General features: G+C 40.7%; 16 protein-coding genes. 10 read left to right on the top strand and 6 right to left on the bottom strand.

Features of this window, described 5'->3' with window-relative positions:
• Window positions 1–25: 25 nt before the first annotated feature.
• The gene (gene argS, locus myaer_RS12795) at window positions 26–1,783 is read right to left on the bottom strand and encodes an arginine--tRNA ligase (RefSeq protein WP_046662374.1); all 1,758 of its coding nucleotides are present in this window, start codon (window positions 1,781–1,783) and stop codon (window positions 26–28) included.
• A 424-nt stretch (window positions 1,784–2,207) separates the two neighbouring features.
• Here argS and myaer_RS12790 point away from each other — a divergent pair, with 424 nt between their 5' ends.
• Entirely contained in the window at window positions 2,208–2,462 is a 255-nt protein-coding gene (locus myaer_RS12790; RefSeq protein WP_002743455.1) for a type II toxin-antitoxin system HicB family antitoxin, read from the top strand.
• Window positions 2,463–2,465: 3 nt separating this feature from the next.
• Window positions 2,466–2,684, top strand: a complete 219-nt coding sequence (locus myaer_RS12785) for a type II toxin-antitoxin system HicA family toxin (protein WP_046662373.1) — start codon at window positions 2,466–2,468, stop codon at window positions 2,682–2,684.
• A 22-nt stretch (window positions 2,685–2,706) separates the two neighbouring features.
• Here the strand turns inward: myaer_RS12785 and ispF are convergent, their stop codons facing one another.
• The gene (gene ispF / locus myaer_RS12780) at window positions 2,707–3,186 is read right to left on the bottom strand and encodes a 2-C-methyl-D-erythritol 2,4-cyclodiphosphate synthase (protein WP_046662372.1); all 480 of its coding nucleotides are present in this window, start codon (window positions 3,184–3,186) and stop codon (window positions 2,707–2,709) included.
• A 395-nt stretch (window positions 3,187–3,581) separates the two neighbouring features.
• The gene (gene secA / locus myaer_RS12775; protein ID WP_046662371.1) at window positions 3,582–6,398 is read right to left on the bottom strand and encodes a preprotein translocase subunit SecA; all 2,817 of its coding nucleotides are present in this window, start codon (window positions 6,396–6,398) and stop codon (window positions 3,582–3,584) included.
• A 222-nt stretch (window positions 6,399–6,620) separates the two neighbouring features.
• On the opposite strand from secA, the gene myaer_RS12770 reads away from it, so the two are divergent.
• Window positions 6,621–7,613, top strand: coding sequence for an ImmA/IrrE family metallo-endopeptidase (locus myaer_RS12770; protein ID WP_046662370.1), 993 nt, complete (start codon window positions 6,621–6,623; stop codon window positions 7,611–7,613).
• 2 nt (window positions 7,614–7,615) lie between these two features.
• Entirely contained in the window at window positions 7,616–7,852 is a 237-nt protein-coding gene (locus tag myaer_RS12765) for a hypothetical protein (RefSeq protein ID WP_046662369.1), read from the top strand.
• A 236-nt stretch (window positions 7,853–8,088) separates the two neighbouring features.
• On the opposite strand, the gene myaer_RS12760 is transcribed toward myaer_RS12765, so the two are convergent.
• Window positions 8,089–11,319 carry a type ISP restriction/modification enzyme gene (locus tag myaer_RS12760; RefSeq protein WP_046662368.1) on the bottom strand — a complete coding sequence of 1,077 codons (3,231 nt, stop codon included), beginning with the start codon at window positions 11,317–11,319 and terminating at the stop codon, window positions 8,089–8,091.
• A 478-nt stretch (window positions 11,320–11,797) separates the two neighbouring features.
• On the opposite strand from myaer_RS12760, the gene myaer_RS12755 reads away from it, so the two are divergent.
• The 5 genes from myaer_RS12755 to myaer_RS12735 all read left to right on the top strand — a co-directional run bounded on the left by myaer_RS12755 (window position 11,798) and on the right by myaer_RS12735 (window position 15,179).
• A complete protein-coding gene (locus myaer_RS12755) occupies window positions 11,798–12,514 on the top strand; it encodes a DUF433 domain-containing protein (protein ID WP_002760746.1) in 717 nt (238 codons plus the stop codon).
• Window positions 12,511–12,933 carry a hypothetical protein gene (locus myaer_RS12750; protein WP_046662367.1) on the top strand — a complete coding sequence of 141 codons (423 nt, stop codon included), beginning with the start codon at window positions 12,511–12,513 and terminating at the stop codon, window positions 12,931–12,933. Before myaer_RS12755 ends, myaer_RS12750 begins: the two co-directional genes overlap by 4 nt.
• A 254-nt stretch (window positions 12,934–13,187) precedes the next feature.
• The gene (rpmB, locus tag myaer_RS12745) at window positions 13,188–13,424 is read left to right on the top strand and encodes a 50S ribosomal protein L28 (protein WP_002732080.1); all 237 of its coding nucleotides are present in this window, start codon (window positions 13,188–13,190) and stop codon (window positions 13,422–13,424) included.
• A 144-nt stretch (window positions 13,425–13,568) separates the two neighbouring features.
• On the top strand, window positions 13,569–13,835 hold the full coding sequence (psaK, locus tag myaer_RS12740) for a photosystem I reaction center subunit PsaK (RefSeq protein WP_002734065.1): 267 nt from the start codon (window positions 13,569–13,571) through the stop codon (window positions 13,833–13,835).
• Between the two features lie 207 nt (window positions 13,836–14,042).
• The gene (locus myaer_RS12735; RefSeq protein ID WP_046662366.1) at window positions 14,043–15,179 is read left to right on the top strand and encodes an amino acid ABC transporter permease; all 1,137 of its coding nucleotides are present in this window, start codon (window positions 14,043–14,045) and stop codon (window positions 15,177–15,179) included.
• Window positions 15,180–15,236: 57 nt separating this feature from the next.
• On the opposite strand, the gene myaer_RS12730 is transcribed toward myaer_RS12735, so the two are convergent.
• Window positions 15,237–15,545 carry a hypothetical protein gene (locus tag myaer_RS12730; RefSeq protein WP_002798015.1) on the bottom strand — a complete coding sequence of 103 codons (309 nt, stop codon included), beginning with the start codon at window positions 15,543–15,545 and terminating at the stop codon, window positions 15,237–15,239.
• Window positions 15,546–15,603: 58 nt separating this feature from the next.
• Complete coding sequence (locus myaer_RS12725; protein WP_046662365.1) at window positions 15,604–16,779, bottom strand: DUF4336 domain-containing protein; 1,176 nt, start codon at window positions 16,777–16,779, stop codon at window positions 15,604–15,606.
• Between the two features lie 58 nt (window positions 16,780–16,837).
• Between myaer_RS12725 and myaer_RS12720 the strand changes: the two genes are divergently transcribed.
• Entirely contained in the window at window positions 16,838–18,103 is a 1,266-nt protein-coding gene (locus tag myaer_RS12720) for a YcjF family protein (RefSeq protein ID WP_046662364.1), read from the top strand.
• Window positions 18,104–18,197: the final 94 nt, after the last annotated feature.

Below are 18,197 nucleotides of genomic sequence, written 5' to 3'. Positions count from 1 at the left end.
TGATAACTGATAACTGATAACTGATTTACATTCTTTCCAAAACGGGGATTCCCAGCAGAGATAAGCCTAATTTTAGGGTTCTTGCCGTTAAATCACACAAAACTAAACGAGAGGTTTTAATAGGTTCTGCCGCTTTCAGAACGGGACAATTTTCGTAGAAACGATTATACTTTTTACTGAGTTCATAAAGATAATCACATAAACGATTAGGTAATAAATCCTCTTCCACGGCACTAATTACTTCCGGCAGTTGCAGTAATTGTTTAGCCAGAATTAATTCGCTTTCATCCTTGAGAATTAGCGATGAATTGGCACTTAAATCCTGAAAATTAATACCACCTTCGCGACTGATACTCTGGACCCTAGCGTAAGCGTACAGCATATAGGGGGCGGTGTTGCCTTGCAGATTGAGCATTTTGTCGTAACTGAAAACGTAGTTACTATTGCGATTTTGGCTGAGATCGGCGTATTTAACGGCACTTAATCCGACAGTTTCGGCAGTCTTAGCGATAAAATCGCCGGTTTCTTCTCTTTCCTCGCTTGCCAGTCTTTTTTCTAAGTCAGCTAGGGAACAGGCGATCGCTTGATCGAGTAATTCTTGTAATTTTACCGTCTCCCCGGAACGAGTTTTTAATTTTTTACCATCTTCCCCTAAAACTAATCCAAAAGCGACGTGAACCACTGCCACATTATCGGGTAAAAATCCCGCTTTTTTAGCCACCTGAAATACTTGGGCAAAATGGTTAGCTTGTCCAGCATCGGTGACATAAATTATTCTTGCGGCTTTATCTTGCCGCACTCGATAACAAATTGCTGCTAAATCGGTGGTAGCGTAATTATAACCGCCGTCGGATTTCTTGACAATTAGGGGCAAACGATCTCCCTCTTTGTTGGTAAAACCATCGAGAAAGACACATAAAGCGCCGTTGTCTTCTGTTAGCAATCCCTGTTGATCTAATTCTTTGATTACTGCCTCAAGGTAGGGATTATAAAAAGATTCACCCCTTTCGGTTAGTTTTATATCGAGAATATCATAGATTTTCTGAAATTCCCGTCGTGATTGTTGACAAAGTAACTGCCATGCTTGACGACTTTGAGAATCACCCGACTGTAATTTTACTACAGATTGGCGGGCAGTTTCTTTAAAGTTTTCGTCTTCATCAAAACGAATTTTTGCCTTTTTATAAAAGCTAACTAAATCCCCTAAATCTAGGGCATCTGCTTGGGTTAAAGCACTAGGATAAGCTTCTTGTAGATAGGTGATTAACATCCCGAATTGAGTACCCCAATCCCCAACATGATTAAGACGAATTACTTGATGATGACGAAATTCCAGAATCCGAGCAATACAATCACCAATTATAGTCGATCGCAAGTGGCCAACGTGCATTTCTTTGGCAATATTGGGACTGGAAAAATCGACAATAATTTTTTGACTGGGGTTAGCAGCGGCAACTCCTAAACGGTTGTCAGTAATTAGGTCTTTTAATTGGGTTTCTAGATAACCTGGTTTCAGGGTAAGATTGATAAAACCGGGTCCAGCAATTTCGGGGGGTTGACAGAGATCATCTATCTCTAGATTTTTTAGTAAAGTTGTCGCCACTTCCCGGGGTTTTTGTTTTAATTCTTTGGCTAAAGAGAGGGAAATATTACATTGATAATCGCCAAAACGGGGGTTACTAGCGGCCACAATTAGGGGATCGGTAGCGGCGAAGTTTTCCCCAAAGGATTTAACTAGGGATTGGGAAAAACGTTCTTTTATTTGTTGGATAATGGCAGTCATAGAGAGAATTTAGCAATTAGGGATTAGACAAAAATTGAGAAGGAATTGGTTAGCTTCCTAGCAGTAACCAGATTGTGGGGAGAATTAGCTACTGAAGATGCCGATTGATGGTATTCTTTCAAGACTTTTGTGATAATCTTTTGTGGTGTATTCATTATAAGCTAAGACGCATTTAAAGCACTTATTCTTAAGATTAGCCGAATCTCCCCCAATCCCTTTACTGTTGCCTCTTGCCTCTTGCCTCGTCTCAACAAGCAATTTAAATGCTTAACAGCTTAGTTTCGAGCCAACGAGATTAACACTCCAGATAAATCAGGTTATTGACCATCTTACCTTATCATAATCTGAAGACGAATCCAATGCAGCTGGCTGCTGGGAAAAATTTACTTTAATATAGTAAGTAAGCTTTACCAATAGTACAACCATGTTAGCCAGTTATATTGATCAAGCGATGGCATTAGCTCGATACGAAATCATCGAAGAAGATGGCACTTATTGGGGCGAAATTCCACCCCTTCAGGGAGTTTGGGCAAATCACGCCAATCTAGAAGATTGCCAGCAAGAATTGCGCGAAGCTTTAAGCGATTGGATTGCTTTGCGTCTGTGTTTAGGTTTGCCGATTCCAGTGTTAGCAGGAATAGATCTTAATCTCCTTCCTCAACCCATGTCTTCAATTTAAGATATGCCTAAATTAACCGCCGTATCATGGCTTAATCTAGTTCAAAGATTACGAGAACTTGGGTTTAAAGGTCCCTACGCTGGGGGTAAACACCCGCAAATGCGTCGCGATAATTTAACGATAATTATCCCCAATCCCCATCAAGGAGAAATAGGGGTAGGACTGTTAAAACGCATTCTCAATCAAGCGGGTATTACCAGAGAAGAATGGCTGGGAGAATAGCAGGGAAAACACCGTATTCAACCTACTCCTTAACCAATAAAACCACGGCATAAACTGCTATACCTTCTTCTCGTCCTACCGGTCCTAATTGTTCGTTAGTAGTGGCTTTAATTCCCACCTGTTCCGGATTAATCTTGAGAGTTGCTGCTAACTTGGCTCGCATCGCATTAAGGTGGGGTTTCATTTTCGGTTTTTCGGCGACAATTACCGAATCAATATTATTAATCTGCCAACCTTTATCGATAATTAATTGATTAACTTGTTCTAATAATTTTAAACTATTCGCCCCTTGCCATTGCGGGTCTGTGGGGGGAAAATAATGACCGATATCGCCTAAACTAAGCGCCCCCAGCATGGCATCCATAATAGCGTGGGTTAAGACATCGGCATCACTATGACCCAATAAACCGACAGTATGGGCAATTTCTACTCCTCCTAAAATTAAAGGTCTTCCTGTTACCAATCGGTGGATATCGTAGCCGTTACCAATACGAATATTCATAGAGCAGTCCTCATTGTCTGTATTTCTGCAAATGTGAGATGCACCCAAATTGCGGTAGAATTTTCTTGGGGATAATCTCCTAACTTCTGACCATCCACTGCCGATTACCGCAAAGGATAGCCATTTATTCTATCAGATTGAGAAGATATTAAATATGATAACACTTGTGATTATGTTTTTCACTGCCTTGCTGGCAGTTACGGATTTTACTTACCAAGTTTTGATTCATTTTCCCATACAAATCATCAATTTTTTGGGGTCGTTGTTGTCCTATGGAGTAATCGGACTGATAATTTTTGTCCTAGTGTGGATTGTGGGTGACTGATTTCTCGGTAGAAAAAAATGAGAGAATCAGCCTTAGCCAATTCTCCCCAATTTCAGCCAACTTTTAATTTTTACTGTTCACTAGCCACTGCTTGGGGTTGTCCTTGCGGTTGGAATTGGAACAGGGAATAAACCACATTGCGACGGATATCAATCATCATTTCTAAAAACATCTCGTAGCCTTCCTGTTTATACTCAATCAGAGGGTCTTTTTGACCGTAACCGCGTAAACCAATCGACTCGCGTAAAGCTTCCATAGCTTGCAGGTGTTCGCGCCATAACATATCGATTTGTTGCAGGATAAAATAACGTTCGGCATCGCGCATTAAACCGGCGCGAATATTATCCACTTGACGTTCCTTAATTTCGTAGGCTTTACGAACTTCTTCGTGTAGGAACATCTTGATATCATTAACACTCATCTCCTCGACATCTTTAGCGGTAATATCTGCCAATAGATAGACGAATTCCTGAGATTTACTAATCAGTTTTTCCAAATCCCATTCTTCCGCCGGCAGTTCGGGATTAACATAAGCCATGACGATTTCATCCATGGTTTTTTCGGCGTATTGCAGCACCTGTTCTTTTAGGTCCATCCCCTCCAAAACCCGACGACGTTCGGCATAAATAGCGCGTCGTTGATTATTCATCACCTCGTCGTATTCAAACACCTGTTTCCGGGCATCATAATAGAAGGTTTCCACTTTTCTTTGCGCTCCTTCCAGGGAACGAGTTAACATTCCTGACTCAATGGGCATATCTTCTTCCACCCGGAAGGCATCCATTAAACCCGCCACGCGGTCGCCCCCAAAAATCCGCAATAAATTATCTTCTAGGCTTAAAAAGAAGCGTGTAGAACCGGGGTCGCCCTGTCTGCCCGCCCGGCCTCGCAATTGGTTGTCAATACGGCGGGATTCGTGGCGTTCCGTCCCGATAACGTGCAGTCCGCCTCTTTCTACTACTTCATCGTGTTCTTTACCCGTGTAATCTTCATAGGTTTTGCGAATTAATTTATAGACTTCGCGTAACTTTTGAATAACCTGGTCATCCGTGGGGGCTTTTTCGGCCGCGATGGCGATTTTTTCTTCTGCTTCTAATTCGAGTAAACTTTGAGTTCCGTGGGTATCAACGGCAAATTTAACCGCTTCTTTCAGGGCATTTTCTACCTCTTTCGGTAACTCGGTGGGAAAAATTTCCGCCGAGGCGCGCCAGTTTTTTTTCTTTTTACCCGGAGCGAATCCTTGCGGGCGATTGCGTTCTCCTAAACTGGGTAAACTAAAGGCCAAATTGTCATCTTCGGGCATAACTAATTTGGGCATTAAATACTCGCGAATTTTCAATCGGGCCATATAATCGGAGTTACCACCGAGGATGATATCGGTTCCCCGTCCTGCCATATTCGTAGCAATAGTTACGGCTCCGGCCCGGCCTGCTTGGGCGACGATTTCCGATTCCCTTTCCACGTTTTCCGGACGAGCATTAAGCAAGTTATGGGGAATCTTTCTTTCCTGTAATAACAGCGAAAGCACTTCTGATTTTTCCACACTGGTGGTACCGACTAAAACCGGGCGACCCTGTTCGTGCATTTGTTGACATTCTTCGGCGACGGCGTTCCATTTTGCCTGTTCATTTTTATAGACCACATCGGCTAAATCTTGCCGACGAGAAATGCGGTTAGTGGGAATAATTGTTACTTGCAGGTTATAGACTTTTTCTAGTTCCGTTTCTTCGGTTTTAGCCGTCCCGGTCATGCCAGATAATTTCGGATAGAGTAGGAAAAAGTTTTGATAGGTAATCGTGGCTAAGGTTTGGGTTTCCTGTTGAATTTCTACCCCTTCCTTAGCCTCCACTGCCTGATGTAAACCATCGCCCCAACGTCGCCCCGGTAATACCCGTCCCGTGAACTCATCAACAATAACAATTTCACCACTGCGGACGATATAGTTAACGTCTTTTTTCTGGAGTTCTTTGGCACGAATAGCGTTAGAAATATAGTGCGCCCAGGGATTTTCTTGGTCGTATAAATCGGTAACTCCTAATAGTTCTTCCGCTCTTTTAAAGCCTTCATCGGTCATTAAAACGTTACGGTCTTTTTCGTTAACTTCGTAGTCTCCCGGTCCGTCTTCTACTTTTTGGCGCACTAATTGCTTGGCGATTTCGGCGGCGAGAATATATTTTTCTGTGGGTCGATCGATCGGTCCTGATATAATTAATGGGGTTCTCGCTTCATCAATAAGAATGGAGTCCACTTCGTCGATAACGCAGTAGTTAAAGGGTCTTTGGACAACTTCCCCCATCACTGTAGCCATGTTATCGCGCAGATAATCAAAGCCGAGTTCGCTGTTAGTGGTGTAGGTGATGTCACAGGCATAATTTTTCTTTCTTTCTTCCGGACTCATGCCGGCTTGAATTAGTCCCACACTTAACCCTAAAAAGCGGTGTACCTGCCCCATCCATTCCGCGTCACGACGGGCGAGATAATCGTTAACGGTGACGACGTGAACCCCTTTTCCGGTCAATCCATTCAAATAAGCGGGGAGTGTGGCAACTAGGGTTTTTCCTTCCCCGGTTTTCATCTCGGCGATTTGTCCTTTGTGGAGTACCATTCCCCCCAATAACTGCACGTCAAAGTGACGCATCCCTAAGACTCGGATTCCCGCTTCCCGGACAATGGCGAAAGCTTCGGGGAGGATTTCCTCGAGAATCTCCTCTCTTTCGTCATAATTTCTCGCTTTGTCTAATCTTTCCTTAAATTCGCTGGTTTTGCCCCTTAATTCCTCATCGGATAGGTTTTTAATGTCTTCTTCCAGCAGGTTGATTTCGGTGACGAGGGGCTGAAATTTTTTAATTTTGCGGGCGTTGGGATCTCCGAGTAGGGCTTTTAACATAGCAGTTTTTATTCTCTCGCTTCGATTGGCTCTTGGTCTGTGGTGTTAACAATTGTATCACTCTCGTTGGGAGTAGAGAGTCATTTATCGCTGAAAAGGGACTCTTGCCAGTGGGCAAAAATTAAGTTAGAGATGGTATCTTAGAGATAAGAATATACTGATCTACTTTGATTCCCTAAAACCTTAAAAAACTTAGTATTGCCGACAAAGGAGGGTGAAACCATGACAGAAAGCCTTACCATGGCAGCCCTCTACGGGAAACTCTCAAAAATCGGACTAAAAAAAGATTATGTCCGAGAAAATGGCTTGCCCAGTTGGTGGGATGATGAACTCAATGATAAACCCGTTGCAGTCCTAGAAGGGGCAGGTTATATCGCCAAAAAGCTCAATCTTGACCTCTCATCCTTATTAACCCCTCAAGAAAAGGTCAAATTTAATCGACCTCCCCATACTAAATTTAAACAGCACAATAGCCAAAATAACCAACATCCCCATCTAGCACAAGCTTTAGCGAGTCGGTTTGCTGAGTTAATTTCCTTGGGGGTTGAAGTTAATTATACCCCTTTATCTAAGGATGCTAAAACCATCAGGAAAGACATCTTAAGTCACTGGCCAAAGGTTGACTTGACCTCTCTTTTAGACTATTGTTGGTCTCAGGGAATAGCGGTGGGATACTTTGATCATTTTCCTAAAAATACTAAGAAATTTGCTGGATTAATTCAATGGCATTCCACTTGTCCTGTAATTATTCTTAGTTCAAAACATCAACAGTCGGCAAGACTCGCTTTTGACTTAGCGCACGAGTTAGGACATTTAGCATTAGCACATCTAAAAGATGGGGTATTAGTTGATGAAGAGATTAAATTTGATAATGATAGAGAAGAAAAAGAAGCTAATCAATTTGCCACTGAATTACTCTTAGGTGATTGTGATAACTGCCTTGGGGATAGGAAATTCCAAAATGTTGAAAGATTCAGTATATATGTTCAAGAACATTTTATCTCTCATCATCCGGATATTGATATAGGTGCAATTATTCTGAACTATGGATGGCATAACAGGCGCTACTTTGCTTTAGCCATGGCTACTTTAAAATTATTAGAACCCAACCCAAATGGCAATAAGATTATTAATGAATATTTGGCTAATAAGTTAGACTGGGATAAATTTGATGACGAAACCTACGAGTATCTAGAAAAGGTGTTAGGAGTTTAACCTTGATAGGTTCTGTTTATTGTTTGGATAATGACATTATCCTAAAATTGTCCACCTATGGCTTATTTGAGAAAACCCTCAATACCTTTGGAGTTGAAATTAATCAAGTCAAAATTCTTGAGACATTTCAATATAAATTTAAAAGGGAACCGCAACAAAAAAGGAAGAGAAACCCTAATAAATATAACCTAGAAGACGCTTTATCTGTGGTTGAAACCTGCGATAAAATATCAATCTAGGGTTTGCGGCAAAAAGTACGGGCGAAGCATTCGGATAGAAAATCTCCGGTTTCACCGATAGGTTATTGCCCGAATGCTTCGCCCCTACAGGACGCGGGCCGATGAAAACCCAAGGTTTTGAAGCACGATTCTCTCAAAATCTTGCACCTGTACTGATTATTTATTCTCCCTTTTACCTGTCCTGATATGTAGCCTATAGTCAACGGATTTAGTATTAATCTTCTCTCACCGGTGGCTTAACTAAAGGGGAAACCACCATATTTATTGATAATTATATCTATAGTTTCCATAATTGCGATCGATTCGCCCAAAATGGAGATAATTTGTTGATAATGTTCTAGGTCGTCGTAGCTAAGGTGGCGACCTTTGCGGTCTTTTAGCCACTTCTGACACACTTGATAACCGCCGATATAAAAGTTCCAAATTTGGGGCGGAATCCCCGCAAAATACTGGTCAGAATTAATCGAAATTTGTTGTTTATTTTCGTTATATTTCACCTGTTCGACTAGATTAGAACCCGCCACGGGATAGCTACTAATTTCTTTTCCCGTTGCTTTCATTAGGTGTAAATGTACTAATTTGTCACCTTTTTTGACTAATTCCCAGAATAATTCTTGATTACTGGTTAGGGGAACACGAGGAAAGTCTATTTTTAAAAATTCGGCGTAACGTTGGCGATATTGGGGAGAGTGAAAGACGGCATAAATATAGTTAAAAATGTCTTCCGGACCAAAGGTTTTCTTTTCGTCTCCTTTGCCATCACTGATAAATTCTAATTCAAGTTTTGCCGAAAGTTTGTTAATAAATTCAGGCGCTAGATTGGGACGGCGACCATTTGGCGAGTTGGTTGGTTCTGTTTCAAATAAGGTTGGGGTATTGGTTGGGTAAAGATAGAGGGGGAATACTGAAGCTGCGCCTCTTGAACAAGCAAAACTTCTATCAATAGCTGGAACTTTAGACACAAGTATATGAGAATATATAACTTTATCTTGCATTTGTCTAATAGCTAGTAAGCATAAATTTTCTTTTCCCAAGACATGATCAATTAACTCCCGTCTTGGATAGTCCATTGCTACTGTACTAAAATAGCAACAACGCCAATCAAAAGGACGATATAGACAAGTAGTTATTTTATTTTGCCACTGGTCATCTAAACGAATTGCTTGACGAACTCTATTGAATTTCCAATCTCGGTTATCTTTAATATCATACTTAGTAGTATAATCTTCGTTAGAAAGATTATTTTCTCTTAGTTCTTGAAATCTTTTAGTTATCTTATCTTTGTCAAAATCTATAGCAAAATTATCTCGGTGAGTCTGAAATCCTAAGACATTCACTGGCATAATTTCAGTAATCTTCCAAAATTGATCGTATTCCGAGCGCAGATTAATATTCTGAGGTTTAAATAGATAAAAAGGAGAATCAGGTTGTAATTCCTGCCAAGAAGTAGAATAAAGATCATTTTCATCTAACCAATGATACTTACCACCGACAATAACTTGATTCTCAATTATTTCTCTTTTGCCCCATAAATCAGCATGATAAACTTTAGCTAAATTTGAAGAACTATTGTGATATTTAATAAAAATACCAATAGCTACACCTTGCTGAATATCAAACACATTTTGATCCGGTGAACCGTCGGGACAAACTTCTTTTTTCTTACTATTACCGTGTAAATCGAGGATATAAATATCATCAAAAGTTTTTAATAAACTTTGACGCATTCCCCGAAAAGTTGGGTTATCCAAATAACCATGATTAGTAACAAAAGCTAAAATTCCATAACCAGTTTTCTCGATGCGCCATTGACTAAAGCGAATAAATTTGACATAATCATCATTTAACCATTTGGGATTTTTTTCGGCTAAAGGTTGCTCATCTACTTCAAAATAACTAGCAGTTTTTTCTCCAGAAATAATATCTTTTCCCTTCAATAATTCCTTAATCCAGTCTCCTGTATTTACGGAATGTCCAGAGTAGGGTGGATTACCAATAATCACCATAACAGGATGTTCTTGCTTAACACCTTGCGCTGACTCTGCTTCATCGCGAATGCGATTTAAAAAACCATCAGCAGGGGGAATTTGAAAAGCTTCCTGTAGGGTGTTGGTGAGATAGATTCCTAAGCGTTCATCGGCACTAAAATCATAGCCTAATTCCTGAAGTTGTAAACCTAATTTCATGTGTGCTACGGTGTAGGGAGCCATCAGTAATTCAAACCCAAAGAGACGGGGTAATAAATGTTTACTGACATAACTAGACCACATCCCTTGCTGTTGACGAAAACTATCATAGATATGGTCGATAACCGAGTGTAAAAAAGTGCCAGTTCCCACAGCAGGATCGAGGATTAAAACTTGGTGAACTTCCTGAGTTTCTTGGCTATCATTAGGATTTTTAATCGTAATTTTTTTGGCATCGGCCAAACCTTTAGGAATCTGAAACTTATTTTTTAGAATATAGTCCACACTGCGAACCATGTAAGAAACCACGGGTTCAGGGGTATAATAAACCCCCCTAGACTCACGCATTTTACTATCGTATTCGGCTAAAAAAGTCTCATAAAAGTGAACCACAGGATCCTGCTTGCGTGTGCGTTTTCCAAAGCTGCTAAGAATACCATCCATGTCCGTTTGTTGTAAAATAGTCGCTAGAGTATCCACGGCCCAAGTAATCCGCTCATCTAATTCTGTACCAGCAATTTGATGAAAAATTCCCCGCAAAAAAGGGTTAGTTTTCGGTAGTCGAAATGCTGCCGTTTCTCGGGAAAAAGAACTTATTTGATCCGTATTACAGCGTGCTGCGAATAAACCATAACAGATTGTTTGTGCATACATATCCGCGAACTGCGCTTCATTGAGATCACTAATTAAAACTCGTTGAAAAGATTGCAATTGTTGCCGCAACATTCCCCCGCAATCTTGATCTTTTAAAGCTTGGCCGATTGCGTCTCGAATTAACTGCGCTAAAGCGGCCATTTTTTTCGCTAATTCTCGCGGTGTTGTTATCTGAATAACTTTTGAGAGGAAAAATTGACAGAACAATTGTTCTACTTGTAAAATACCCTGGGAATCAGGCTTAATTTGCTTTTTTTGATTAAGACTTGCCACGGACGCTGATAGACGCAATTCTCCCGATACATACCAACGAAATTCTAAATGATCAGTGATAATTAAATTACCCAAAGCCTGTAAATAACGTTTTATTTGGGGAGTATTTTCAACCTTTTTGAGAGAAGTTCCGATATCTTTTGCTTCCAGATGACCAATTTCTACTATACCCTGATTAATCACAAAATCTGGAGCGCCACAAGCAATCCTTTTGGGTTCATTGAGAGCTTGTAGGTTATTATTTAGGGATTCAATTAATTTTTTTAAAGCAGGACGATAACTGTGTTCTGTGGCCTTACCCTGTTGATAGATGCCTGTGATTTCCTCTAGATATTTTGGCAGTGAGTTACTCATTATCGTTGCGACATACAAACGTTCTTCTCTAGATAAAATATAACCTCATTTGCCCCCAATGTCCACTGCCCTCATCCTACTTTATGGCTGCATCTGACATTTGCAGAAATACCGACAATGAGCAATTATCAGTGATTCTTGAATTATCACAGATATATCAGCAGCTGCCTGTAAGCATCCCACCGAAAAGCTAATGCGCGGGGGGTTTGGGGGCGGCACTTCGACAAAGCTCAGTGACCGCGCCACGCCCCCAACGGGGGGTTTGGGGGGTAGAACCCCCCAAAAGCTTGGATTGATTAATAAAGTCGGAAGTAATGCCCAATTTTATCAGAGAGTTTTCGCGTAAAAATCCCAACTTGCTAGATTTACAAAAATAAGATGTACCCTGCTTTATCCCTATCCTCAAGGATACCAAAATTAGCTAAAATGAAATGATAGGCGATAATCTCATCTCAACAACTTCACCAAAATATTAACGATGGTCAAAGCATCATCTCCCTTATCTCTAGAGCATCTCTATCATGTTCCCACCTACACTATAGCCGATACTGCGCGCTATCTCCATATTCCTTTGCCCACTCTGAGAACGTGGGTACGAGGACGCACCTACCCGACAAAAAAAGGACAAAAAGAGTTTTTACCCCTCATTCAACGACCTAATCCGAATATTCCGCAACTTTCCTTTACTAACTTAGTGGAAGCGCACGTTTTAAGAGTTATTCGCAAAGTTCATAACATCCCTCTCGATAAAGTTAGACTGGCCCTAGACTATATTAGTGAACAATTTAACACCGATCATCCTCTGGTTCAAAAACAATTTAGTACCGATGGAACTGACCTTTTTATCGAACAATTTGAGCATTTAATTAATGCCTCCCGTTCGGGACAATTGACGATGAAACAATTCTTAAATAATCTCTTAACTCGTATTGAATGGGATGAACAAGATATCGCCACACGGCTTTTTCCCACTATCGACATAAATGGGGAAGACTTCAGCAATAAAGTCCTAAAGATAGACCCTAATATTTCCTTCGGAAAACCCGTGATCACAGGAACAGGAATTCCCACTAAAGTTGTCACAGAACTTTATGATGCGGGGGACTCTATAGAAGATATTGCCAATGATTATAATTGTCAACCTTGGCAAATTGAAAAAGCGATTTTATTCGAGTGCAATTGGCAAGCGGCATGACCTATCAATACACCTATTTTATCGACCGCGCTTTAGGAAAATCTATCGGTGAAGCTTTGCAAGAAATAGGGGTTAAAATTGAATTTCATCATGCCCATTTTGCCCCAGATGCACCGGATACAGATTGGCTACCTATTGTTAGTCAAAGAGGATGGATAGTATTAACTAAAGATGTAAACATTGGTAGAAATATTTTAGAAGTTCAACAGATAGCCCGTTATCAGGCTCAAGTATTTGTTCTAGTTTCTGGCAACTTACCTCGTCAAACTATGATTAATATTTTTGTCGAAACAATCGATAAAATCGAAAAAATAATTCAAGGTAATCAAGCTCCTTTTATCGCCAAAATATACCAAGATTTTCAAGTAAAATTATGGAAAAACAAAAATGAATTAACCAGAATACTAGAAACTATGTAAAACTTATTAAAATATTTTTTATTCAGTAAAAAATTACAGCTAAATTTGTTGACAATATTCTCACCATTACCTTTGATGCAATTGTCGAAATTGTCTGAGCAGTGAACCGGTTCAATCAACTTCTTAATCCCCCCACTTGCTGTTAAATTTATCTCCGTTCACTTCACCCAGGGGAAGGGGGGGACTTCTGGCGAGATTTGAGTTAAACTAGAAAGGTTGACTATTGACAAACATCGATCGCACAGGAGTAAATTATGTCTAGAGTCTGTACTATGACGGGGAAAAAGGCCAATAACGCCTATGCGGTGTCCCATTCCCACCGTCGCACCAAAAAATTACAAGAAGCTAACCTACAATGGAAAAGAGTTTGGTGGTCGGAAGGCAACCGTTGGGTAAAACTACGCATCTCCACCAAAGCTATCAAAACCATTGAAAAGAAAGGATTAGCCGTCTTCGCTAGAGAAGTAGGCTTAAACTTGAATTTGTACTAAGTGAGTAGTTCATAAGTGGAGACGAATCGGCCTTATTGTTGACTCCTCTGCTTTTGATTATTAAGTATTGCAACAGGGCGTGATGTGGGGTGAAAACTACCTTTAAGATTAAAAACTTAAAACGACCTGTTCAGGAGAATTTCAATGTATTCAACCCTATTAATGGCCGCTACCGCCGTGCAAGGTTCCAGCGAATGGAGTCCCAAAGTGGCGATTGTCATGATTATCTGCAATATTCTCGCTATTGCCTTCGGTAAAGCGACTATTAAACAACAAAATGTCGGTCCTGCTTTACCTTCCCCCGCTTTATTCGGTGGTATGGGATTAGGCGCTTTACTGGGTACTACCAGTTTTGGTCATGTCCTCGGCGCCGGTGTCATCCTCGGTCTTTCCCGTCTGGGAGTTATCTAAATATGTTTTGATTTTCTCAATCGGTGGCCAAAAGTCACCGATTTCTTTTGTGAAAAATTCTGGACTATATAAGTAGGTAGGCGTTAAAAATTATCAGACACCCCCGTTATCAAGGGTAGGGTTGATTCATGAATCAACCCTACCTTATCAAGGGGGATCAAGGGGGGATATAGGGGGGATTTAATTATAACCAGCTACTTAATAAATATGACTCTACCTCAAAAAAATTCTTTTTGGTACGATGAGCGATTTCAGAAGATTTTTCTACAGGTAATTATCCTGCTAATTGTCTGCCTAATTTTCTGGTTTTTTGGTCGCAATTTAGTGATTAATTTCCAACGCTTACGCTTAAGTTTTGGCTTTGGCTTTCTCTTTGATACTGACCGACCAGCTTCTTTTGCGATTGGTGACTCTCCTATTGCCTACAGTCCCACCGATACCTATTTTCGCGCTCTTTTGGTGGGATTAGTTAATTCTCTCCGCATTATGATTACTGGCATATTTTTGGCGATTAGTCTGGGAATAGTCATCGGGTTAGGTCGCTTGTCGGATAATTGGTTAATTCGTCAGTTGGCAACAATTTATGTGGAAACTATTCGCAATACTCCCCTATTATTACAATTATTTTTCTGGTATTTTGCTGTATTTTTGAAACTGCCGAAAATTGAGGAATCTTTAGAGTTTTTTGGCAGGGTATTTTTAAATAACTCAGGAGTTTATTTGCCTTTCCCCGCTAATAGTTTTAGGACATGGTTAGCCTTATTTATCATTGCTTTAGGAATAATTATTTCATTATTTTTATCCCTAAAAAATAAACTTAGTTTATGTCTAACTAGCCTAATACTCCTAATTATAATTCCTCTAATCTGGGGTTTACAATGGCAAAGTCCCCAAGTTAATCCTCTTAATCAAAATATTGACTTTGGTTTACATCTTTCTTCTGAGTTTGCCACCCTCTTAATCGGTTTAACTGTTTATACAGCTGCCTTTATTGCGGAAACGGTACGGGGAGGGATTCAATCGGTTAATCGGGGACAATGGGAAGCAGCTAAAGCCTTGGGATTAAAACCTTTATTAGTGATGAGATTAGTAATTTTTCCCCAAGCTTTGCCAGTGATTATTCCTCCTTTAACTAATGAATGTTTAAATCTGGTTAAAAACTCTAGTTTAGCGATCGCTATTGGTTATAATGATATTTATGCTATCTCTAGTACCATCGCTAATCAGACAGGAAAAGCTGTAGAGATGTTAATAGTAGTTATGGCCACCTATTTATTCTTTAATCTGGTGATTTCTCTGGCTATGAATCAATTAAATCAACGGGTAAAAATTCAGGAAAGATAGGGTGTGTTAGCAAGCGCCTAACGCACCGAATCGCACCAGAATTTAGCGATAAAGTAACTAATGAGCATTAGCAGAATATAAAGCGGTGATAATTGCTGTCACCGCAGGACTAAGACTAGATAAAACTACCACAGAAGCGGTGGCAATGATGATAGTAGTAGCCATTCTCACCATACCGTCTGTACCTTTTTGATAGGCATCAAATTTATAATCTATGCGATCAATTTTTTGTCCTATTTCATCTCGCCACTTACTGAATGCGTCCTGTGATTGGCTGAATTTTTCTTGCAAATCACTAACTTCATCACTTAATTGAATCAACGCCGCTCTGATGTCATCATTACTGGGATTTTCGGGAATTTGCATGACCTTGATTAGCAATCAACTAACAACCGCCTATATTATAGCAGTTCTTAGCCATAAATTACAATTTTTTATCAGGAGGAGGAGTCAATCGCCAGCGCACTAAAAAACTATCAATACTTTCTAAACATTCCAAGTCATCTTTAGGTAAATAAGAATCTTTTAACAAGAAAGAAAAAGCCTGCTGAAACTCTTGAATATCAGCTTGAATCGGACTAGCAAAATGACAAGGAATAACCTGTTTAATCGGCCATTGGCAAATTCTATCAACCCATTGACTCACCTCGTCAGTATTGCGATTAAGAATCAAAGTTTGCAAAATTGGCGCTACTATTAACCTCCCCTCGCGACGCAAATTTAAAAAAGTCCTTTGCCAATCATCACCCCATTGAAAAGGGAATAAACCAAAATAGGCTTTTTTACTCCTTTCCTGAGCAGTAAAAGCATCTCTAAACACCTTAATCCAATTGGGAACAGCTAAAACAGGAGGTTGAAAATAAAGAGCAAAAAGACAAATTCTCTGCCAACCCCGACGGCGATTTTCTGGGTTATCCTCTACCAGATCCTTAGCACTATTTTTAGCGTGAAACAGCAGCGGATAGGGGTCTAATTCTAAAATAGCAGGAGGATTTTCTGGGATAGAAATAATGCCATCAGTCAGCAGCAGAGTTTGAGAGTAGTGATGAAAAAAAGCCACTTCCGAGAAGTATCCCACATTCAGATCGATTGCGGGTAAAATTTCATAACTAAAATCTTTTCCTAAAGGAGTGGTTGCCGAGTCAGCAGGTAAAATTTCTGTTCGTTTTGCCGGTAAACCCAACCAACTCAAAGGTAAATTAAGAGGAAAACTCCATTGATTAGGAGCAACATAAACTATAGCCTTAGGAAAATAACGGGCAAAAGGACCAACAAAAACCTTATGTTCAATCCCAGAAATCGTCGGCAAAATAATATATTTAACTTCCCCGTGTTCACCTTCCAACTCACGCATTAAGCGAATACATTCAGGAGTCGGGGCCACTGGTGCATAAACAAATAAACCCCCGGATGCTAACTTAATTACCGTCATGCGAATCGGCACAACCACATAGAAAATACCCTGCAATTGCTCAAATGTCCAGAGCGTATCTTTCACCACTTCTTGGCGAATTGTCCGTCTTTGACCATAGGGATAAAGTGGTACAATTGGCCAAAAAGGCCATGATAAATCTTGCGGACTAATTGCGGCTTTTGTCATCGTCTGATTCTATCGCTGAAAATCTCTATTTTAGTTATCATAAACCCTTCTAATCCCCATGACTGATAAACTGCCCATTGATTCTTTGGTCAATACTTGGAATAGTCTCACGGGGGAAGTGATGAAAAGACTCCCCATCGACCAGTTGACTAATACTGTCCTCCAGTGGTTTAGTGTTAGTGACACTCAAGTGGCGGAAATTTTAGAAAAAGTCCGTCAAGAATTACCCACCACCGAGGCGCTGTTAATCGGCAAACCGCAAACGGGAAAAAGTTCGATTATTCGGGGAATAACGGGAGTTTCGGCGGAAATCGTCGGGCAAGGTTTCCGTCCCCACACCCAAAACACCCAGCGCTACACCTACCCCGCGGAAGACTTACCCCTGTTGATTTTTACCGATACGGTGGGGTTAGGGGATGCCTATCAACACACAGACACGGTAATCGCGGAATTATTAGCAGATTTAAGCGAAAACACGGGACGCGCCCAAGTTTTTATCGTGACGGTAAAAATTAATGATTTTGCCACCGATAGCCTCCTAGAAATTACCAAACAACTGCGGCAAAAATACCCTAAAATCCCCTGTTTACTGGCTGTAACCTGTCTTCATCAGCTTTATCCTCCTAATACCGCCGATCATCCCCCTTATCCTCCCGATTGCGAGGATATCAATCGCGCCTATCAAGAAATTAAAGAAACTTTTAAGGATTTATATGACAATTCTGTGCTAATAGATTTTACCCTAGAAGAAGACGGTTATAACCCCGTTTTTTACGGTTTAGAGGCATTTAGAGACAATTTAGCCGATTTATTGCCAAAAGCCGAGGCTAACACCATCCACCAACTTTTAGATCGGGAAACCAGCAATAAATTAGGCAATCTCTATCGGGACGTGGCCCGACGCTATATGTTAGCCTTTTCCGTCATAGCGGCAACCTTGGCGGCGATTCCCTTACCCTTAGCGACTATGCCCGTGTTAACCGCCCTACAAGTGTCAATGGTGGGGGTTTTAGGCAAATTATACGGTCAAGTCTTAACCCCATCCCAAGCCGGCGGAGTCGTCAGTGCGATCGCTGGCGGCTTTTTGGCCCAGGCCATCGGTCGGGAATTGGTGAAATTTATCCCCGGTTTTGGCAGTGTTATCGCCGCTTCTTGGTCCGCTGCCTATACCTGGGCCCTAGGAGAGGGTGCTTGTGTCTATTTTGGCGATTTAATGGGGGGTAAAAAACCCGATCCTAAGAGGATTCAAAGGGTGATGAAAGAGGCTTTTTCTGCTGCCCAAGAAAGATTTAAAAATGTCGCTACAGGGGAAGATAAAATGTAGTTATTAGCCTCTTAAGTGTTGGAGATGAAGCAGCCTAAGACAAGTAGCATATCTTCAATTTAGCGAGATTTTAGTAATATTCGTCAGCTTTAGC

The sequence above is a fragment of the Microcystis aeruginosa NIES-2549 genome (assembly GCF_000981785.2).
Classification (GTDB): Bacteria; Cyanobacteriota; Cyanobacteriia; order Cyanobacteriales; family Microcystaceae; genus Microcystis; species Microcystis aeruginosa_C.
The sequence above is the reverse complement of the archived record's forward strand: the minus strand, read 5'-3'. Positions and strand labels throughout refer to the sequence as shown.

What these genes read in the sequence shown, in the direction of transcription:
- myaer_RS12770 (WP_046662370.1), top strand. Translation starts at nt 6,621, where the DNA reads ATGACAGAAAGCCTTACCATGGCAGCCCTCTACGGGAAACTCTCAAAA.
- myaer_RS12790 (WP_002743455.1), top strand. Translation starts at nt 2,208, where the DNA reads ATGTTAGCCAGTTATATTGATCAAGCGATGGCATTAGCTCGATACGAA.
- myaer_RS12750 (WP_046662367.1), top strand. Translation starts at nt 12,511, where the DNA reads ATGACCTATCAATACACCTATTTTATCGACCGCGCTTTAGGAAAATCT.
- myaer_RS12730 (WP_002798015.1), bottom strand. Translation starts at nt 15,545, where the DNA reads ATGCAAATTCCCGAAAATCCCAGTAATGATGACATCAGAGCGGCGTTG.
- myaer_RS12785 (WP_046662373.1), top strand. Translation starts at nt 2,466, where the DNA reads ATGCCTAAATTAACCGCCGTATCATGGCTTAATCTAGTTCAAAGATTA.
- ispF (WP_046662372.1), bottom strand. Translation starts at nt 3,186, where the DNA reads ATGAATATTCGTATTGGTAACGGCTACGATATCCACCGATTGGTAACA.
- myaer_RS12755 (WP_002760746.1), top strand. Translation starts at nt 11,798, where the DNA reads ATGGTCAAAGCATCATCTCCCTTATCTCTAGAGCATCTCTATCATGTT.
- psaK (WP_002734065.1), top strand. Translation starts at nt 13,569, where the DNA reads ATGTATTCAACCCTATTAATGGCCGCTACCGCCGTGCAAGGTTCCAGC.
- secA (WP_046662371.1), bottom strand. Translation starts at nt 6,398, where the DNA reads ATGTTAAAAGCCCTACTCGGAGATCCCAACGCCCGCAAAATTAAAAAA.
- rpmB (WP_002732080.1), top strand. Translation starts at nt 13,188, where the DNA reads ATGTCTAGAGTCTGTACTATGACGGGGAAAAAGGCCAATAACGCCTAT.
- argS (WP_046662374.1), bottom strand. Translation starts at nt 1,783, where the DNA reads ATGACTGCCATTATCCAACAAATAAAAGAACGTTTTTCCCAATCCCTA.
- myaer_RS12735 (WP_046662366.1), top strand. Translation starts at nt 14,043, where the DNA reads ATGACTCTACCTCAAAAAAATTCTTTTTGGTACGATGAGCGATTTCAG.
- myaer_RS12760 (WP_046662368.1), bottom strand. Translation starts at nt 11,319, where the DNA reads ATGAGTAACTCACTGCCAAAATATCTAGAGGAAATCACAGGCATCTAT.
- myaer_RS12720 (WP_046662364.1), top strand. Translation starts at nt 16,838, where the DNA reads ATGACTGATAAACTGCCCATTGATTCTTTGGTCAATACTTGGAATAGT.
- myaer_RS12725 (WP_046662365.1), bottom strand. Translation starts at nt 16,779, where the DNA reads ATGACAAAAGCCGCAATTAGTCCGCAAGATTTATCATGGCCTTTTTGG.